Here is an 18,760-nt window from a genome sequence, read left to right on the forward strand (position 1 = left end):
GCACCCCCGATCCTGGCACGTTCCTCAGGAACGGCGGTGCATCGCCTCCCGGCGCCGCCGGTTCACGGCCCGGCCCGCGCCGGCCACCGCGCCGCCCACCGGGACGGCCGGCCCCGGCCCGGCGAGCCACGTGGCGAGGGCGGACCGGCTCATCCGCATGGTGTCGGCCAGCGCCCGCACGGGACCGGTCAGCAACTTCACGAACAGGACCGCCATCAGCGCGCCCAGCACCAGCCCGGCCGCCACGTCGTGCGGGTAGTGGACACCGACGAAGACCCGCGAGAACGCCATCAGCAGCGCCATCGGGACGGTGAGCCAGGCAATTCCGCGCCAGGCCAGGGCGAGCGCGACCGCGGCGGCGCCCGCGATGGCCGAGTGGTTGCTGGGGAAGGACCAGTCGCCGTACGCCGGGCACTTCACGATCGACGCGGCGGCCCCAGCCACCGCCCGGCACGGCCGCTCCTCGTCCACCACCGACTTCAGCAGCTCGCTCACCACGTAGCCGAACGCCGTGCCCAGCGGGGCCAGGACGGCCAGCGCCATGGCGCGGGACTCGGCGGGGCGCGCCCGCCACCAGCCGGCGAGGAACAGCACACCGAACAGCAGCAGGCCGGCCTCCGTCCACAGCTCGGCGACGAGCTGCAACCAGCCCGGGGTGTCGTGGGCGAGGTCGGTGATGTCGCGATAGAGGTCCTGGCTCATGGTTACGGACGGTACCTGGCGCGCCGGGCCCGTCCGACCGGAGCCCGGTGGTTCGAGTGTGATCATCCGCAAAACTTGGTGCACGGGCGGCGGGTGGGGCGGGAGTTGGCGTCGATCTCTCGTACAGTTTGGGCCGTGGGATCTCTGCGCAATCCGGTCGGGCCGCTTCCCTCCTCCATCTACTGGCGTCGGAGGGCAGTCGCGGCGAGTCTGGTCGCGCTGCTCGCGCTGCTGATCGTATGGTTCGTCAGCTCCGGTGACGACGGCGGGAAGAAGGGCGGCGACGGCTCCGACGGTGCCGCTCCCGCGACCTCCATCACCCCAGGCCCGTCCAGGCCCGGCGCGGCGATCAGCGAACAGCCCGGGGGGCGCGACGAGTCGGGCGCCGGAGGCGGCGACGACGGCGGCAAGAACGGTGACACCTCGTCACCGGGCGCCGGAGGCGACGGCGGTGGCGCCGGCGCGGGAGCCGGGCCGGACGCCGGTACGGGCTCCGGGGCCGGGACCGGCGGCGGCACCGGTGCCGGCGGCGCGACGACCGGCTCCGGCGGCACGACCACCGGCGAGCGGGTGCCCGCGAACTCCCCCCTGCCCGACTGCGCGCCGGGCAGCGTGCGGTTGACGCTGCGCAGCCTCAAGGTGAGCTACACGCCCGACGAGAAGCCCCGCTTCCAGCTGGTCGCCCGCAACACCTCGCCCACCACCTGCAAGACCGATCTCGGGGCCACGAGCGCCGTCCTCACCATCAAGAACGCCGAGGCCGACCAGGTCTGGTCCTCCAAGGACTGCCCGCGCGGCTCGGGCACCCTGCTGCTGCGCGTCCCCGCGGGCGGCAGCGTCACGCACACCGTGGAGTGGGACCGCCGGCCGAGCGCGCCGCGCTGCGCGACGCCGCCGGCGACGGCCGCCGGGCCGGGCACCTACCTGGTCGAGGCGGCGGTGCCGGGCGTGAAGGTGTTGCCGGCGTCGTTCACCCTGACCAAGGACTGACGCCCGGGGCGCGGGGCGCCCGGCGGGCCAGTGTCTTTCGTGCGGATCGGGCTGGATCAGGGAGCCGCGTCCGGTGCATGGGGTCTCCCCAGGCCCGCCGGGGCCGAGGGGACGCGTCGCAAGGCGGGGGAGCGAGCCACCGCGGTGGGGGCGCCTCCCGTGTCCGTAGGGCTACGGGGGACATGGGCGACCGACGACAACGCCGCGAGGTGCGGTGTCCTGGGGGCACCTCCCCGCGAAGCCGGGGGAGCGTCGCGAGCCCGGCGGGATCCGAACGACAGGCCCTAGACGTACCGCTCGAGGATCGACGACTCGGCGAGCCGCGACAGCCCCTCGCGCACGCTGCGGGCCCGCGCCTCGCCGACCCCGTCGACGGTCTGGAGGTCGTCGACGCTCGCCGCGAGCAGCTTCTGAAGGCCGCCGAAGTGCTCCACGAGCCGCTCGATGATGGCGCCCGGCAGTCGCGGCACCTTGGCCAGCAGCCGGTAGCCGCGCGGCGAGACCGCCGAGTCGAGGGCCTCGGGCGACCCGGTGTAGCCCAGGGCGCGGGCCACGATCGGCAGTTCCAGCAGCTCGGCGTGGCTGAGCGCGTCCAGCTCGGTGAGCGCCTCGGCGACCGTACGGGACCGCTTGGCGGTCGGCTCCGGTACGTAGTCGCGGACCACCAGCTCCCGCTCGGGCTCCACGCCCGCGATCAGCTCGTCGAGCTGGAGGGCGAGCAGCCGCCCGTCGGTGCCGAGTTCGACGACGTACTCGGCGATCTCGGTGGCGATCCGGCGCACCATCTCCAGGCGCTGCGCGACGGCGGTGACGTCCCGGACGGTCACCAGGTCCTCGATCTCCAGCGCCGAGAGCGTGCCGGCGACCTCGTCGAGGCGGAGCTTGTACCGCTCCAGCGTGGCGAGGGCCTGGTTGGCGCGGGAGAGGATCGCGGCCGACTCCTCCAGTACGCGGCGCTCCCCGTCGACGTACAGGGCGATCAGCCGCATCGACTGGGACACGGAGACCACCGGGAACCCGCACTGCTTGCTCACCCGGTCCGCCGTGCGGTGCCGGGTGCCGGTCTCCTCGGTGGGGATGGACGCGTCGGGCACCAGCTGCACGCCCGCGCGGAGGATCTTGGTGATGTCCTTGTCGACGATGAGCGCGCCGTCGAGCTTGCACAGCTCGCGCAGCCGGGTCGCGGTGAACTCCACGTCCAGCACGAAGCCGCCCGTGCACATCGACTCGACGGTCTTGTCCATGCCGAGGACGATGAGACCGCCGGTGTTCCCCCGGAGGATGCGCTCCAGACCGTCGCGCAGGGACGTGCCCGGCGCGACCGCGCTCAGGGAAGCGCGCATCAGCGCTTCGTTGCCGGAGCCCGCGCCGGACTTTCCCGGAGCTGCTGCCCCGTCCTTGGCTGCCACTGCACTCCTCCGGCTCGTACGGATGGGCGAGACCTGGGCAAAGTCTAGCGACCCCGCCCACGTCCGTCGGGCTCCCGCCCGGTCCGCCCGGTAATCGGACGCGCCCGGCACCACGCCGGCGGGGTGCGGTGCGCCGGAAGCCGCCGACCTGCGCGGATGCCTCTGTCCCGTTCCGTCCCGATCCGTTCCGTCCCGATCCGTTCCGGCGGGTCCGTCCTCCCGGTGGGCCCGCCGCGGACCCGCCGGCGGCAACCGCCCCGGCCGCGGGCAACGCCCGGCACCTGCACGGGTGACCGCGCCGGGTGTCGGTGTCAGGGCTGGGGGGCCTCCTCGCGCGGGGCGGGTGCGCGGCGGCGGCCGCGGGGCAGGACCCGCAGCGCGTCGCCCATGTCGGCGACCTCCGTGACCTTCATGCCCGGGGGGATCTTGCCGGGGTCGCCCGGAACCAGCGCGTGGGTGAAGCCCAGCCGGTGCGCTTCGGCGAGGCGCCGCTGGACGCCCGTGACGCGCCGGACCTCGCCCGCGAGGCCGACCTCGCCGATGGCGACCAGGTTCTTCGGCAGCGGGGTGTCGCTGGCCGCCGAGGCCAGGGCCAGCGCGATCGCCAGGTCGGCGGCCGGCTCGGAGAGCTTCACCCCGCCGACGGTCGCCGAGTAGATGTCCCGCTTGCCGAGCGCGGTGATCCGGCCGCGCTGCTCCAGGACCGCCAGCATCATGGAGACGCGGGACGTCTCCAGGCCGGAGGTGGTGCGGCGGGGCGACGGGATCTGCGAGTCGACGGTGAGCGCCTGGACCTCGGCGACCAGCGGGCGGCGGCCTTCGAGGGTGACGGTCAGGCAGGTGCCGGGGACCGCCTCCGCGCGGCGGGTGAGGAAGAGGCCGCTGGGGTCGGCCAGGCCCGTGATCCCCTCGTCGTGCAGTTCGAAGCAGCCGACCTCGTCCGTCGCCCCGTACCGGTTCTTCACGCCCCGCACCAGCCGCAGCCGGGCGTGCCGGTCGCCCTCGAAGGACAGGACGACGTCCACCAGGTGCTCCAGGAGGCGCGGGCCCGCGATGGCGCCGTCCTTGGTGACGTGGCCGACGAGAAGGGTGGACATGCCCCGCTCCTTGGAGGCGCGGATCAGAGCCCCGGCGACCTCGCGCACCTGGGCCATGCCGCCCGGAGCGCCGTCGATCTCGGGGGAGGCGACGGTCTGCACGGAGTCCAGGACGAGAAGGGACGGCTTGACGGCGTCGAGGTGGCCGAGGACGGCGGACAGGTCCGTCTCGGCGGCCAGGTAGAGGTGGTCGTGGAGCGCGCCGATCCGGTCGGCCCGCAGCCGCACCTGGCTCGCGGACTCCTCGCCCGTCACGTACAGCGTGCGGTGCTCGTCGCTCGCCGCCTTCGCCGCGACGTCGAGGAGGAGGGTGGACTTGCCGACGCCGGGTTCGCCGGCGAGCAGGACGACGGCGCCGGGCACCAGCCCGCCGCCCAGGACGCGGTCCAGCTCGTCCACGCCGGTCGTCCGGGCGGTGGCCTGCCGGCCGTCGACCTGGCCGATCGGCAGCGCGGCGGTGGAGACCCGCCCGGCGGCCGTGGTGCGGACAGCGGGCGCGCCGTACTCCTCCACCGTCCCCCATGCCTGGCACTCGGGGCAGCGGCCGAGCCATTTCGCGGTCGTCCACCCGCACTCCGTGCAGCGGTAGGAGGGCCGGTCCTTGGCGGATTTCGTACGGGCAGCCATGCGGAAGACCGTAGCGGTCCCCACTGACAACGCCGTCCGCGCGGGGCCGGCGAGACGCCGGGGGCGGCAGGGGCGCGGGTGGGTGACCGGCGCGGAATCTGCGCCTCCTGTCCCCTTTTGAGGGATACCTTCACCCGTAAGGATTAAAAGTGCGGAAGGGCTGCGAAGGGTGTGCCGTCCACGCCTACGGTCGCCGGGTGACGAGCAGCAGGCCGGAATCCCCCACCCACCCCACCGGCGCACACCGGGCACGGCGTCGCGCGCCCCGGACCGGGCCCCGCACCCTGGCCCAGTGTCCGCCCGCCCGGTACGAGCCGTACCTGGACGGGCTGTTCACGTACTGCCTGTCCGTGCTGTGCGACCACGACGCGGCGACCGCGGTGCTGGGGGAGGTGCTGGCCGTCTCCGAGCGGCAGTCCGGACGCTGTCCGGCCGCCGACCCGGACCGCAGGGCGTGGCTGTACGCGCTCGCCCGCTGGGCCTGCCTGCGGGAGCTGGCCGGGCGGCGGCGCCGCCGCAGGCAGCAGGGCCAGAGGGCGCACGCCGGGCGCGCGGCCACCCCGGCGCCCCGTGCCGGGGCCGCGCCCGCCTGCCCCGAGACCGCGGAGCGCCGCCGCCGCGAGCTGGCCCTGCTCGCCTGGCCCGAGGCGGCCGGGACCACGCCCGAGCAGCGCGAGGCGCTGGAGCTCGCGGTACGGCACCAGCTCCCCGCGCCGCAGGTGGCGGCCGTCCTCGGCATGGAGCCCTTCGCCGCCCGCGAGCTGCTGTCCGCCGCCGCCTGCGAGGTGGAGCGCACCCGCGCCGCCCTGGCCGTCGTCGAGGCCGGCACCTGCCCGGCGGTCGCCCGGCTCACCGGGGACGACGAACTGCTCCTCTCCGCCACCCTCCGCCGCGAAATCGTCCGGCACGTCGACGACTGTCCCCGCTGCCGAAGAGCCGCCGAGCGCGCCGGCGCGGGCGGCCCCTGGCCGGGCTCGTCCGTCACACCCGCGAGGCTCCCGCTGGCCGAGGCACCCAGGGCGGCGGCGTACGTCGCGATGCTGCACGTCCCGCGGGCCCGGGCGGCCGGCCCGCGGTTCGGGCGCGACGGCTTCCCGCTGGACCCCAAGGACCACGCGGCCCGGCGCGACCGGATGCGGGCGCGGGCGGTGACGACGACGGTGGTGGCCACCGTGGTCGCGGCGCCGGTGCTCGCCCTGTGGGCGGCGTACCGGGGGGCGCCGCTGACCGGTGAGGGGCGCGAGGGCGCCGCCGTCAGCACGGCCGAGGCCGGCGACCGGGCCGCCGGCGCGGACGGTCGGGACGGCCGCCCCGACCACTACCAGAACGCGGGCAGCGCCCGGACGGACCGCGCCCGCCGCTCCGCCGCCCCCGGCTCGTCGCACGTCTCGGTGGAGGTGATCAGCACCGGTACGCCCCCGCCGGTCGCCCCCGGCGTCCCCGGCGTCCTTGGTCCGGGGCGCATCACGGTCACCGCGCGACCGGCCGGCGGCGACACCACCGTGCTCACGCTCACCGCGTCGGGCGGCGCCGCGGTGACCTGGTCCCTGTGGACGGACGCCTCCTGGCTCCACGCCGACCGCGCCTCCGGCACCCTGGCCCCCGGCCGGTCGGTCTCGGTGCACGTCACCGTCGACCACGCCCGCGAACCGGCCGGCGCCTGGACCGCCCGCGTCGGGGTCGACCCGGCCGGCGCCGTGGTGGAGATCGACGGCCACGGCGCGCGCCGTCCGCCGTCCTACCCGGCTCCCGGCACCCCGCACCCGGTCCCGACGATGCCCGCGTCGACCCCGCCGACGTCCCCGGACCCGGCACCCACCCCGACCCCCGCGCCGTCGCGGCCGGAGCCGTCGACCCCGCCGCCCTCGCCCGACCCCGCGCCGTCCGACACCCCGCCGCCCGCCGAGGACCCGGCCGCGGAACCCCCGCCGGGCTGATGGGCGCCGGACGTCAGACGACCGGGTCCGCCGGGTGCGGGGCCACCAGCGGCAGCGCGGACGCCAGCCGGGCCTCGCACAGCTCCACGAGCACGTCGTACGCCTCCTTGCCCATCAGCTCCGTCAGCTCCGGGCGGTACGTCACGTACACCGGCTCGCCCGCGCCGTGCGCCGACGTCGCCGACGTGCACCACCAGTGCAGGTCGTGGCCGCCCGGGCCCCAGCCCCGCCGGTCGTACTCGCCGATCGAGATCTGCAGCACCCGCGTGTCGTCCGGGCGGTCGATCCAGTCGTACGTACGCCGGACCGGCAGCTGCCAGCAGACGTCCGGCTTGGTCTCCAGCGGCTCGCGGCCCTCCCGCAGCGCCAGGATGTGCAGCGCGCAGCCCGCCCCGCCCGCGAACCCCGGACGGTTCTGGAAGATGCAGGAGCCGTCCCAGCGGCGCGTCTGGCGCTCGCCGTCCTCGTCGAGCTGCACCCACCCGCCGGCCGACGTGCCCTCGCCGTGGAACTGCCACAGCTCGGGCGTGAGACGGGCCACGTGCGACGCGACGCGCCGCTCGTCGTCCTCGTCGGAGAAGTGCGCGCCCAGCGTGCAGCAGCCGTCGGCCGCACGGCCCGCCTGGATGCCCTGGCAGCCGCTGCCGAAGACACAGGACCAGCGGGACGTCAGCCAGGTCAGGTCGCAGCGGAAGACCTGCTCGTCGTCGGCCGGGTCGGGGAACTCCACCCACGCACGGGGAAAGTCCAGGCCCTTTTCATCGGAAACGCCCGGAACAGGCAGTACGGGCAGGAGGGGGGACTTGTCGTGCTTCTTGGCGGGCTTCGCCTTCTTCGTCTTTGGCACACACCAAGCGTATGCGCCAGGCACAGTAGCGTTCGGGGCATGAGACTCGGAGTTCTCGACGTCGGTTCGAACACGGTGCACCTGCTGGTGATGGACGCCCATCCCGGCGCCCGGCCCCTGCCCGCCCACTCCCACAAGGCCGAACTGCGGCTCGCCGAGCTGCTGGACGCGGACGGCTCGATCGGCGACCGGGGCATCGAGCGGCTCGTCACCATCACCCACGACGCGGTGCGCACCGCCGAGGACAAGGGCTGCGAGGAGCTTCTGCCCTTCGCGACCTCGGCCATCCGCGACGCGGCCAACGCCGACGCCGTGCTGAAACGGGTCAGGGACGAGACCGGGGTCGACCTCCAGGTCCTGTCCGGTCCCGAGGAGGCCCGCCTCACCTTCCTCGCCGCCCGCCGCTGGTACGGCTGGTCGTCGGGCAAGCTGCTGCTGCTGGACATCGGAGGCGGCTCCCTGGAGATCGCGTACGGGATCGACGAGGAGCCCGACGCCGCCGTGTCCCTGCCACTGGGCGCCGGGCGGCTCACCGCGGGCTGGCTGCCCGGCGACCCCCCGGACCTCGCCGACGTACGGGCGCTGCGCCGGCACGTACGGGCGGAGATAGCACGCACGGTCGGTGAGTTCGCCCGGTTCGGCAAGCCGCACCACGTCGTCGCCACGTCCAAGACGTTCAAGCAGCTGGCGCGGCTGGCCGGAGCCCCGGGCTCGGGCGAGGGCCTGTACGTGCAGCGCGGACTGAGTCGTACCTCACTGGAGGAGTGGGTCCCCAAGCTGTCGGTCATGACCGCCGAGCAGCGCTGCGCCCTCCCCGGGGTGTCCGAGGGCAGGGCCCGCCAGCTGCTGGCGGGAGCGCTGGTCGCGGAGGGTGCGATGGACCTGTTCGGCGTCGAGGAACTGGAGGTCTGCCCGTGGGCGCTGCGCGAGGGAGTCATCCTGCGGCGGCTGGACCACCTCCCGGCCGCCTAGCGGGTGCCCGTAGGCTGTCCCCCGTGGCTGAATCGTCGGAATCAGTGGTGCGCATCCCGGATGCGAAGGTCGCCCTGTCCACGGCCTCGGTCTATCCGGAGTCGACCGCGACGGCCTTCGAGGTCGCCGCCCGCCTGGGCTACGACGGTGTCGAGGTCATGGTGTGGACCGACCCCGTCAGTCAGGACATCGAGGCGCTGCGCCGTCTCTCCGACTACCACCAGGTGCCGGTCCTCGCGGTGCACGCGCCGTGCCTGCTGATCACCCAGCGGGTCTGGTCCACCGACCCGTGGGTGAAGCTGCAGCGCGCCCGGGCGGCGGCGGAGAAGCTCGGCGCGTCGACCGTGGTCGTCCACCCGCCGTTCCGCTGGCAGCGCCAGTACGCCCGGGAGTTCATCGACGGCATCTGGCGGATGGCGGGCGAGACGGACGTGCGGTTCGCGGTCGAGAACATGTACCCGTGGCGCTACCGCGACCGGGAGATGCTGGCGTACGCGCCCGAATGGGACGTCAGCAAGGACGACTACCGCCACTACACGATCGACCTCTCGCACACCGCGACGGCCCGCAGCGACGCCATGGAGATGATCGGCCGCATGGGCGACCGGCTCGGCCACGTCCACCTCGCCGACGGGCGCGGCTCGGCGAAGGACGAGCACCTGGTGCCGGGGCGCGGCACGCAGCCGTGCGCCGAGCTGCTGGAGCACCTGGCGCGCACCGGCTTCGACGGGCACGTCGTCATCGAGGTCAACACCCGGCGCGCGATGTCGGCGGCCGAGCGCGAGGCCGACCTGGCGGAGGCGCTGGCCTTCACCCGGCTGCACCTCGCCTCCTCCGCCCGCGTCCGGTGACGGCTCCGGGGGCGCGGCGGTGACCGCGGCGCGCAGGGGGCGCGGCCGGCCGTCCCGGGCCGAGGCCATGGAGGGCCCCGGCGCCCGGGAGCGGATCCTGGAGGCCGCCCGCGCCGAGTTCGCCGAGCGCGGTTACGACAAGACGTCGGTGCGGGGCATCGCCAAGGCGGCGGGGGTCGACCCGGCCCTCGTCCACCACTACTTCGGTACGAAGGACGAGGTCTTCGCCGCCGCCGTCGAGCTGTCCTTCGAGCCCGCGCTGATCATCCCGGCGATCCTCGGTGAGTCGCCCGAGGGCGTCGGCGACCGGCTCGCCCGCTACTTCCTGTCCGTGTGGGAGAACCCGGTGACCCGGGCCCCGCTGCTGGCGATCATCCGTTCGGCGCTCACCCACGAGGCCGCGGCGAAGGTGCTGCGCGGCTTCGTGCTGCGGCGGCTGCTCCAGCGGGTGGCCGACGACCTCGACGTACCGGACCCGGAGCTCCGGGCCGAGCTGGCCGCGTCGCACATGATCGGCATCGCGATCCTGCGCTACGTCGTCCAGGTCGAACCCCTGGCGTCCGCGCGCACCGAGGACATCGTCGCCCTGGTGGCTCCGACCCTCCAGCGGTACCTGACCGAGGACTGAGCCCCCCGTCCCGGTATCCGGACACCCTGTCCAGATCTTGGAGCCGGAGCGTACGCTCGAAGTGTCACTTCCGTCCGAAGGAGCGAGCGACGATGCCCGAGCTGAGGTCCCGCACTGTCACCCACGGCCGCAACATGGCGGGCGCCCGCGCCCTTATGCGGGCCTCCGGTGTACCGGGTGCGGACATCGGCCGCAAGCCGATCATCGCCGTCGCCAACTCCTTCACCGAGTTCGTGCCGGGCCACACCCACCTCCAGCCGGTGGGCCGGATCGTCTCCGAGGCGATCCGCGAGGCGGGCGGCATCCCGCGCGAGTTCAACACGATCGCCGTCGACGACGGCATCGCCATGGGCCACGGCGGCATGCTGTACTCGCTGCCCTCCCGCGACCTGATCGCCGACAGCGTGGAGTACATGGTGGAGGCGCACTGCGCCGACGCCCTGATCTGCATCTCCAACTGCGACAAGATCACGCCCGGCATGCTGATGGCCGCCCTGCGTCTGAACATCCCGGCGGTCTTCGTCTCCGGCGGCCCCATGGAGGCCGGCAAGGCCACCCTCGTCGACGGCACCGTCCGCACGCTCGACCTGGTCGACGCCATCTCGGACGCCGTCAACGACAAGATCTCGGACGCCGACATCCTCCGCATCGAGGAGAACGCCTGTCCGACGTGCGGCTCGTGTTCCGGCATGTTCACCGCCAACTCGATGAACTGCCTCACCGAGGCCATCGGCCTGTCCCTCCCGGGCAACGGCTCGACCCTCGCCACCCACACCGCCCGCCGCGCGCTGTACGAGAACGCGGGCCGTACGGTCGTCGAGCTGACCGAGCGCTACTACGGCCAGGACGACGAGACCGTCCTGCCGCGCAACATCGCCACCCTGGCGGCCTTCGAGAACGCCATGGCCCTCGACATCGCCATGGGCGGCTCCACCAACACGATCCTGCACCTGCTGGCCGCCGCCCAGGAGGCGGGCGTCCCGTTCGGGCTGACGGAGATCGACGCCGTCTCGCGCCGTGTGCCGTGCCTGGCCAAGGTCGCGCCGAACGTCGCCAAGACGCGTACGTACTACATGGAGGACGTGCACCGCGCCGGCGGCATCCCCGCCCTGCTGGGCGAGCTGCACCGCGCCGGGCTGCTCAACGAGGACGTGCACAGCGTCCACAGCCCGAGCCTCTCCGACTGGCTCAAGACGTGGGACGTGCGCGGCGGTTCGCCGTCGCCCGAGGCCGTCGAGCTGTGGCACGCCGCCCCGGGCTGCGTCCGCTCCGCCGAGGCGTTCTCGCAGTCCGAGCGCTGGGACACCCTGGACACGGACGCCGCCGAGGGCTGCATCCGCTCCGCCGAGCACGCCTACTCCAAGGACGGCGGCCTCGCCGTCCTCAAGGGGAACCTGGCGGTCGACGGCTGCGTCGTGAAGACGGCCGGCGTCGACGAGTCGATCTGGACCTTCGAGGGCCCGGCGGTCGTCTGCGAGTCGCAGGAGGAGGCCGTCGACAAGATCCTCCGCAAGGAGATCACGGACGGGGACGTCGTCGTCATCCGCTACGAGGGCCCCAAGGGCGGCCCCGGCATGCAGGAGATGCTCTACCCGACCTCGTTCCTCAAGGGCCGGGGTCTGGGCAAGACCTGCGCGCTGATCACGGACGGCCGCTTCTCCGGCGGCACGTCGGGCCTGTCGATCGGCCACGCCTCGCCGGAGGCGGCCGGCGGCGGCACGATCGCGCTGGTCGAGAACGGTGACCGCATCCGTATCGACATCCCGAACCGCTCCATCGAACTGCTGGTCTCCGACGAGGACCTGGCCGCCCGCCGCGAGGCGCTCGGTGGCGTGTACGCGCCGAAGAACCGCGAGCGGAAGGTGTCGGCCGCGCTGCGCGCCTACGCCGCGATGGCCACCAGCGCCGACAAGGGCGCGGTCCGGGACGTCACGAGGCTCGGCTGATCACCAGGCTCGGCTGATCGCCGGGTGCGGCCGATCGCCGGGTGCGGCCGATCACCAGCGGGCCGGATCCTCCGCCGCCACGGCGAAGACCGACCCGTCGGGCGCCGTCGCGAACACCTTCCCGTTCGCGACGGCCGGCGCGGGCAGCAGCGGCGCGAACGTGTACCGCCCGCCGTCCATCCGCGGCCTGGTCATCCCCACCAGCACTCCGCGCCGGGCGTCCACGGCCAGCAGCCGGCCGTCGGCCGCCGTCAAATACACGTACCCGCCGGCCGCCACCGGCCGGGACACGTGCGTCACCCCGGTCTCCAGGCGCCAGCGCTGCGCCCGCCGGGCGCTTCCCCCGGCGGTGTCCACCGCGGCGAGCGAACCCCCCGACCCGATGACGTACACGGTCTCGCCCGCCATCACGGCCTGCGCCTGGTCGGCCGGGACAGTGAGCGGGACGCGACGGACGCCGCGGGTCGCGGTGTCCAGCCGTACCACCGCGTCGGTGTACAGGTCCGCGTCGGCGGACAGCAGCAGCAGCGCGTCCCTCGTCGCCTGTACGGGGCTGAGGGCGCCCCTCACCCGCTCGGTCCACCGCACCCGGCCGTCCGCCGGGTCGACCGCGCCCACCACGGTGTACGCGGCGTCCGGCGCGGCGGCCGCGGTGTACACGGCGCCGCCGTCGGCGAGCCACTGCGCGCCGGGCGCGGCGAGCCGCCGCTTCGTCCAGCGTTCGTCGCCGGTCGCCCCGTCCAGGGCGCGCGCGGTGCCGTCCGCCGTCACGAGCAGCACGGTGTCGCCGGAGTGCAGGACGTTCGCGTACCCGGAGACGTCGGCGCTCCACCGGGTGGCGCCCGTGCCGGGGTCCAGGGCCTCCAGGCGGGCGCCGCCCGGCGCCACGACGTGGACCAGCCCGCCGCTGAGCACCGGCGCGGTGCCCGGCTCGCCTCCGGAAGCGCCCGCGGTCCAGGCGGTGGCGCCGTTCGCCGGGTCGAGGCGGGCCGCCTTGACCCCGGGAGCGGCGCAGTACAGGGCGCGGCCGGCGTCGGCGGCGCACAGGGGCGTCAGGCTCTCGCCGCCGGGGTCGCCCAGGGTGGCGGCCCAGGGGCGGAACGCCGGGGCGTCGCCGGCCCGCGCGGGGGCGGGCGGCCCGTCCGCCGGGGCGCCGCCCCGCAGGCCGGCGACCCCGCCGGCGATCACCGCGGCGAGCACGGCGAGGCCCGCGCCCCAGCGCAGCCGCCGCGCCCGGCGCGGGACGGCGCGGGGACCGGCCCCCGCGTCGGCTCCCGCCCCCGCGTCGGCTCCCGCCCCCGCGTCGGCTCCCGCCCCCGCGTCGGCTCCCGCCCCCGCGTCGGCTCCCGCCTCTGCTCCCGCCTCGGCCCCGGTGCCGGCCGCACCGCGCGTCACGGTCCCGGTGCCGGGCCGCGCGCCCGTCCGCTGCCCGGCGCTCCCGCGCTCCCCGGCACCCTCCCGCGACCCCCCGGCCGCACCGGTCTCCGCCCGCCGCTGCCCGGGCACGAACACGGCGCCGTCCGCCGCGTCCCCGGCCTCACCCGCTCGCAGCTCGCCCATCAGCTCGTCCGCCGTGGGCCGCTCGGCCGGGTCCTTCGCCAGGCACCGCCGCAGCAGCGGGAGCAGGTCCTCCGGCACCCCGGCCAGGTCGGGCTCGTTGTGCACGACCTGGTAGGCCACGATGTACGGGGAGTCCGAGTCGAACGGGCCGCGCCCGGTCGCCGCGTGGACCAGGACGGCGCCCATCGCGAACACGTCGGCGGCGGGGCCCACGTCGCGGGGCCGCTGGAACTGCTCGGGCGCCATGAACGGCGGGGTGCCGATCAGCTTCCCCGTCTCGGTGCGCAGGTCGCTGTCGGCGGGGCGCGAGATCCCGAAGTCGATGACCTTCGGACCGTCGGCGGCCAGCAGCACGTTGCTCGGCTTCAGGTCCCGGTGCACCACACCGGCCCGGTGGATGTCGCGCAGCGCCTCGGCGAGCCCGGCACCGACCCTCCGCAGCTCCGGGGAGCCCAGCGGGCCGTTCCGCTTGACCCGCTCCGAGAGCGTCGGCCCGTCGATGAACAAGGTGGCCATCCATGGCCGGCCGGCATCCGGGTCCGCGTCCACGACGGGCGCGGTGAACGCCCCGCTGACCCGCCGCGCCGCCATGACCTCCTGCCGGAAACGAGCCCTGAACTCGGCGTCGGCGGCATGCTCGGCGTGCACGACCTTCACCGCGAGCCGCAGCCCGGAACCGGACCTGGCCAGGTGGACGACCCCCATGCCGCCCGCGCCCAGGCACTCCTCCAGCCGATACCGACCGGCGTACTGCGGATGCTCCGCTTCCGGAAACGGCTCCGGAGCCGGTCCGGTACTGCGCAACGGCGGCATCGCCACCCCCGTGTGTGTTCGTCCGCGCGCGTCCCGCGTCCAGCGCGACGCACGGAGCCTAGTCGATGACGTGTGCGAGGCCCGAGGGGCTTGTTAGCCTGCGCGCGGCGCGCGTGCACGCGGCACGCGCCTCGACGGGGGAGGGGCCGTATGGCCATGGAAGAAGCGACGGCGGACGCGACGGCCGGGGCGGGCACGGAAGCGGCCGGGACCGCGGCGTACACCGTGAAGCGCTACCCGGTGGCCCCCGGCCACCGGGTGAACGTCCGCAGCGGCCCGGGCACCGGCTACAGCCTGGTGAAGGTCCTGCCCGAGGGCGTGCGCGTCCCCATCAACTGCCAGAAGCCCGGCCAGACCGTCACCGGCCCGTACGGCACGACCGCCCTGTGGGACAACATCGCCAACGGCCAGTACGTCTCCGACGCCTACGTGAACACCGGCAGCGACGGTTACGTGGCCGTGCGCTGCTCCTGACCCGCCCGCGGCCCGCCCGGGGATAATCGACCCCGTGAGCGACCACACCGGCACCCCCACCCACGGCACACCGCCCGGCCCGCAGCCCGAGGCCCTCCGCTTCTTCGGCACGACCTGGGTCGACCACGACGGCGGGTACGCGCTGCGGCGCGCCGGGGTGGCCGCCGGCTCCCTGACCTGCGCGGTGGCGGGCGCGCTCGTCCTCCGTTTCGCCCACCAGGGCCTGGCGATCGCGGCTGTCGGCGGCTTCGTCGACGCGCTGCTCGTCGCGATGTTCGCGGTGTGCTCCGCCATCGCGTTCAACAGGACCTGGCAGGGCTTCACCCGGCGCCCCGCCGACCCGGCCCGCGAGGACGCGCTGCGCAGCCTGAAGGCCATCGGCTTCCTGGGCTCCCTGCTCGCGTACTTCGTCCGTTCCCTCGCCGAGGCACCCGGCGAGAAACTGCTGCGCTCCGAGTACGAGGCGGCCCGCGCCCAGTACGAGAAGCGCCGCTCCACCCGGGCCGGCAACCCGGCCGCCCGCAAGAAGCCCAAGCGCTCCTGACACCCGCGCCGCACGCTGCCCACCCCCCGTACTCGCCGCGCCACCGACGCCCCGCTCCCGCCCGTCCTCCTTGACGCCCACCCCGGCACGCGCAATATTCATCACATGGTGAATTCGACAGGTCCCGCCGTCGAGGCGCACGACCTCCGGGTCGTGCGCGGCCCCCGCACCGTCCTCCGCGGCCTGGACCTCGCCGTACCGCGCGGACAGGTGACCGGACTCCTCGGCCCCTCCGGATGCGGCAAGTCCACACTGATGCGCGCCGTCGTCGGCACCCAGGCCCACGTCACCGGCACCCTCGACGTCCTCGGCCGCCCCGCCGGCGACGCCTCCCTCCGCGCCCGCGTCGGCTACGTCACCCAGGCACCCTCCGTCTACGACGACCTCACCGTCCGGCAGAACCTCGACTACTTCGCCGCCGTCCTGCTCCCCGGCCGCGCCCACCGCGACACCCGCGCCGAAACGGTCGGCCGCGCCCTCACCGACGTCGACCTCACCTCGCACGCCGACGCCCTCGCCGGCACCCTCTCCGGCGGCCAGCGCAGCCGCGTCTCCCTCGCCGTCGCCCTGCTCGGCACCCCGGAACTGCTCGTCCTCGACGAACCGACCGTCGGCCTGGACCCGGTCCTCCGCCGCGACCTGTGGGACCTCTTCCACCACATCGCCGACGACCGCGGCGCCACCCTCCTCGTCTCCTCCCACGTCATGGACGAGGCCGAGCGCTGCCACCGCCTCCTCCTCATGCGCGACGGGCGGATCCTCGCCGACGACACCCCCGAAGCGCTGCGCCGCCGCAGCGACGCCCCCACCGTCGAGGACGCCTTCCTGCACCTCGTCGACACGGCCGAGACCCAGGAGGACAACCGACGATGAACACCTCCCGCACCCTCGCCACCACCGCCCGCGTCCTGCGGCAGCTGCGCCACGACCCCCGCACCATCGCCCTGATGCTCCTGGTCCCCGTCGTGATGATCACCCTCCTCCGGTACGTGTTCGACGGCAGCCCCGGAACCTTCGACTCCGTCGGCGCCTCCCTGCTCGGCGTCTTCCCGCTGATCACGATGTTCCTGGTGACCTCGATCGCCACGCTGCGCGAACGCACCTCCGGAACCCTGGAACGCCTCCTCGCCATGCCGCTCGGCAAGGCCGACCTCATCGCCGGCTACGCGCTCGCCTTCGGACTCCTCGCCGCCGTCCAGTCCGCCCTCGCCACCGGGACCGCGCTCTGGGTCCTCGGCCTGGACGTCACCGGCTCACCCTGGCTGCTCCTCCTGGTCGCCCTGCTCGACGCCCTCCTCGGCACCGCCCTCGGCCTGTTCGTCTCGGCCTTCGCCGCCTCCGAGTTCCAGGCGGTCCAGTTCATGCCGGCCGTGATCTTCCCGCAGCTGCTCCTGTGCGGCCTGTTCACCCCGCGCGACACCATGCAGCCGGTCTTCGAAGCCCTCTCCGCCGCGCTGCCCATGTCGTACGCGGTCGACGGAATGAACCAGGTCCTCCGCCACACCGACATGACCGCCGCCTTCCTCCGCGACGCCCTCGTCGTGGCCGGCTGCGCCCTGGTCGTCCTCGTCCTCGGAGCCGCCACGCTCCGCCGCCGCACCCCCTAGCCTCGCCACATGAACGACAAGGTGATCGACCACGGACTGCACGACACCACCGGCCGCCCCGTCACCCTCCACGACGTGGACGACGACAACTGGCGCGCCGTCGCCGACATAGCGCCCCGCGACGACCAGCGGGACCACGTCCCCGCCCTCGCCGCCCGCTACCTCCTGCTCTCCCTGCGCGAGGACGTCTGGCACTCGCTCGCCGTCCTCGCCGGCGACGAGGTGACCGGCCACCTCATGTGGGCCCGCGAGGACGACGGCACTCACTGGATCGGCGGCATGCTCATCGGCGCCGCCCACCAGGGAACCGGCATCGGCCGGGCCGCGGTCCGCACCCTCGCGGCCTGGCTCACCGACAAGGACGACTGCCGCGCCGTCCGCCTCTCCTACCACCCCGACAACACCCCCGCCCGCAGGCTGTACACCTCGCTCGGCTTCGTCCCCACCGGCACCGTCGAGGACGACGAGATCGTCGCCGAGCTCGAACCCGCCCGTACCGCCCCTCGGACACCCGCGCCGGGCCCCGCGAGCCGGTGCGAGGATGGCGACACGAACCCCCACCCGGCGAGGTGAACAGCAGCCATGACCCAGACCGTCGCAGTCCTCGGTACCGGCAAGATCGGTGAAGCCCTGCTCAGCGGCATGATCCGAGCGGGATGGCCGACCGCCCACCTGCTGGTCACCACCCGCCGCGCCGACCGCGCCGAGGAGCTCCGCGCCCGCTACGGAGTCGAGACCGTCACCAACGCCGAGGCGGCCAAGCGCGCCGACACCCTCATCCTGGCCGTCAAGCCCCAGGACATGGGCAGGCTCCTCGACGAGCTCGCCCCCCACGTCGCCCCCGACCGCCTCGTCATCAGCGCCGCGGCCGGCATCACGACCACGTTCATCGAGGAGCGGCTCCCCGCCGGCACCCCGGTCGTCCGCGTCATGCCCAACACCCCCGTGCTCGTCGACGAGGGCATGTCCGTCATCTCCGCCGGCGGCCACGCCACCGGCGACCACCTCGCCCACACCGAGGAGATCTTCGGCGGCGTGGGCAAGACCCTCCGCGTCCCCGAGTCCCAGCAGGACGCGGCCACCGCCCTCTCCGGCTCCGGCCCGGCGTACTTCTACTTCCTCGTCGAGGCGATGACCGACGCCGGCATCCTCCTCGGCCTGCCCCGCGCCCAGGCCCACGACCTGATCGTCCAGGCCGCCATCGGCGCCGCCGTGATGCTCCGCGACAGCGGCGAGCACCCGGTCAAGCTCCGCGAGGCCGTTACCTCCCCGGCCGGCACCACCATCAGCGCCATCCGGGAGCTCGAGAACCACGGCGTACGCGCCGCCCTCATCGCCGCCCTCGAAGCCGCCCGCGACCGCAGCCGCGAACTCGCCACCGGCACCGGCTGACCCCGCCTGCCACCGGCCCCGCGGCACGTCCCGGGGCCGGTGGCGAGCACCTCTTCCCTGGCGCCCGCGCGCCGCGGCGGCCCGGGGTTGACACGACTTTGCTCGATCCGTACTGTTCTCCGGGTTGTCCGACGTGAGCGCCGACCCCGGTCGGTCCCCGGACAGCCATCCCGCAAGAACCACTCCAAGCGAGCGACGATCCGTCGCACCGCTTTCCGTGCGCTTTTGCGAAATGAGGAATCCGCGTTCGAACGGACGCAGCCCGATTAGCGTCGGGGCCAAGGAATCCGCTAAAGTCTCACTCGTCGGAACGGCCCAACAGCCGGAAAGACAACTCCCGCTGACTGGGAATCAGGCCCGAAAG

Annotated in this window: 17 protein-coding genes; 12 read left to right on the forward strand and 5 right to left on the reverse strand. The window is 74.5% G+C overall.

Annotation, left to right across the window (positions count from 1 at the left end; translation table 11 throughout):
* Nucleotides 1–24: 24 nt before the first annotated feature.
* A complete protein-coding gene (locus IE109_RS08310) occupies nucleotides 25–702 on the reverse strand; it encodes a phosphatase PAP2 family protein (RefSeq protein WP_189550074.1) in 678 nt (225 codons plus the stop codon).
* A gap of 135 nt (nucleotides 703–837) precedes the next feature.
* Here IE109_RS08310 and IE109_RS08315 point away from each other — a divergent pair, with 135 nt between their 5' ends.
* Nucleotides 838–1,692, forward strand: a complete 855-nt coding sequence (locus tag IE109_RS08315; RefSeq protein ID WP_189550075.1) for a hypothetical protein — start codon at nucleotides 838–840, stop codon at nucleotides 1,690–1,692.
* Between the two features lie 284 nt (nucleotides 1,693–1,976).
* Here IE109_RS08315 and disA read toward each other — a convergent pair whose 3' ends face one another.
* Nucleotides 1,977–3,101, reverse strand: coding sequence for a DNA integrity scanning diadenylate cyclase DisA (gene disA, locus IE109_RS08320; RefSeq protein WP_189550076.1), 1,125 nt, complete (start codon nucleotides 3,099–3,101; stop codon nucleotides 1,977–1,979).
* Between the two features lie 311 nt (nucleotides 3,102–3,412).
* Complete coding sequence (gene radA, locus IE109_RS08325) at nucleotides 3,413–4,825, reverse strand: DNA repair protein RadA (protein WP_189550077.1); 1,413 nt, start codon at nucleotides 4,823–4,825, stop codon at nucleotides 3,413–3,415.
* Nucleotides 4,826–5,022: 197 nt separating this feature from the next.
* Here radA and IE109_RS08330 point away from each other — a divergent pair, with 197 nt between their 5' ends.
* Nucleotides 5,023–6,762 (forward strand): BACON domain-containing protein, encoded by a 1,740-nt coding sequence (locus tag IE109_RS08330; protein WP_189550078.1) that lies wholly within the window; start codon nucleotides 5,023–5,025, stop codon nucleotides 6,760–6,762.
* Between the two features lie 13 nt (nucleotides 6,763–6,775).
* Here IE109_RS08330 and IE109_RS08335 read toward each other — a convergent pair whose 3' ends face one another.
* Nucleotides 6,776–7,609, reverse strand: a complete 834-nt coding sequence (locus IE109_RS08335; protein WP_373297660.1) for a DUF3109 family protein — start codon at nucleotides 7,607–7,609, stop codon at nucleotides 6,776–6,778.
* A 39-nt stretch (nucleotides 7,610–7,648) separates the two neighbouring features.
* Here IE109_RS08335 and IE109_RS08340 point away from each other — a divergent pair, with 39 nt between their 5' ends.
* The 4 genes from IE109_RS08340 to ilvD all read left to right on the forward strand — a co-directional run bounded on the left by IE109_RS08340 (nucleotide 7,649) and on the right by ilvD (nucleotide 12,006).
* Entirely contained in the window at nucleotides 7,649–8,581 is a 933-nt protein-coding gene (locus IE109_RS08340; RefSeq protein ID WP_189550079.1) for a Ppx/GppA family phosphatase, read from the forward strand.
* A 23-nt stretch (nucleotides 8,582–8,604) separates the two neighbouring features.
* Nucleotides 8,605–9,432: a sugar phosphate isomerase/epimerase family protein gene (locus IE109_RS08345; protein ID WP_189550080.1), complete on the forward strand. Its 828-nt coding sequence runs from the start codon at nucleotides 8,605–8,607 to the stop codon at nucleotides 9,430–9,432.
* Nucleotides 9,433–9,499: 67 nt separating this feature from the next.
* Nucleotides 9,500–10,060 (forward strand): TetR/AcrR family transcriptional regulator, encoded by a 561-nt coding sequence (locus tag IE109_RS08350; protein WP_189550145.1) that lies wholly within the window; start codon nucleotides 9,500–9,502, stop codon nucleotides 10,058–10,060.
* A gap of 92 nt (nucleotides 10,061–10,152) precedes the next feature.
* Nucleotides 10,153–12,006, forward strand: coding sequence for a dihydroxy-acid dehydratase (gene ilvD / locus IE109_RS08355; RefSeq protein ID WP_189550081.1), 1,854 nt, complete (start codon nucleotides 10,153–10,155; stop codon nucleotides 12,004–12,006).
* Between the two features lie 51 nt (nucleotides 12,007–12,057).
* Here the strand turns inward: ilvD and IE109_RS08360 are convergent, their stop codons facing one another.
* Nucleotides 12,058–14,379: a serine/threonine-protein kinase gene (locus tag IE109_RS08360; protein WP_189550146.1), complete on the reverse strand. Its 2,322-nt coding sequence runs from the start codon at nucleotides 14,377–14,379 to the stop codon at nucleotides 12,058–12,060.
* Nucleotides 14,380–14,529: 150 nt separating this feature from the next.
* On the opposite strand from IE109_RS08360, the gene IE109_RS08365 reads away from it, so the two are divergent.
* The 6 genes from IE109_RS08365 to proC all read left to right on the forward strand — a co-directional run bounded on the left by IE109_RS08365 (nucleotide 14,530) and on the right by proC (nucleotide 18,396).
* Nucleotides 14,530–14,853, forward strand: coding sequence for a peptidase (locus IE109_RS08365; RefSeq protein WP_189550082.1), 324 nt, complete (start codon nucleotides 14,530–14,532; stop codon nucleotides 14,851–14,853).
* 34 nt (nucleotides 14,854–14,887) lie between these two features.
* Nucleotides 14,888–15,397, forward strand: a complete 510-nt coding sequence (locus tag IE109_RS08370) for a hypothetical protein (RefSeq protein ID WP_189550083.1) — start codon at nucleotides 14,888–14,890, stop codon at nucleotides 15,395–15,397.
* Between the two features lie 105 nt (nucleotides 15,398–15,502).
* Entirely contained in the window at nucleotides 15,503–16,270 is a 768-nt protein-coding gene (locus IE109_RS08375) for an ABC transporter ATP-binding protein (protein WP_189550084.1), read from the forward strand.
* Entirely contained in the window at nucleotides 16,267–17,004 is a 738-nt protein-coding gene (locus IE109_RS08380; RefSeq protein ID WP_189550085.1) for an ABC transporter permease, read from the forward strand. The genes IE109_RS08375 and IE109_RS08380 overlap by 4 nt, the downstream gene beginning before the upstream one ends.
* Before the next feature lie 21 nt (nucleotides 17,005–17,025).
* Nucleotides 17,026–17,577, forward strand: a complete 552-nt coding sequence (locus IE109_RS08385; RefSeq protein WP_189550147.1) for a GNAT family N-acetyltransferase — start codon at nucleotides 17,026–17,028, stop codon at nucleotides 17,575–17,577.
* A 9-nt stretch (nucleotides 17,578–17,586) separates the two neighbouring features.
* Nucleotides 17,587–18,396: a pyrroline-5-carboxylate reductase gene (gene proC, locus IE109_RS08390; protein WP_189550086.1), complete on the forward strand. Its 810-nt coding sequence runs from the start codon at nucleotides 17,587–17,589 to the stop codon at nucleotides 18,394–18,396.
* Nucleotides 18,397–18,760 lie beyond the last annotated feature (364 nt).

It is taken from the genome of Streptomyces lavendofoliae, assembly GCF_014649735.1.
Classification (GTDB): Bacteria; Actinomycetota; Actinomycetes; order Streptomycetales; family Streptomycetaceae; genus Streptomyces; species Streptomyces lavendofoliae.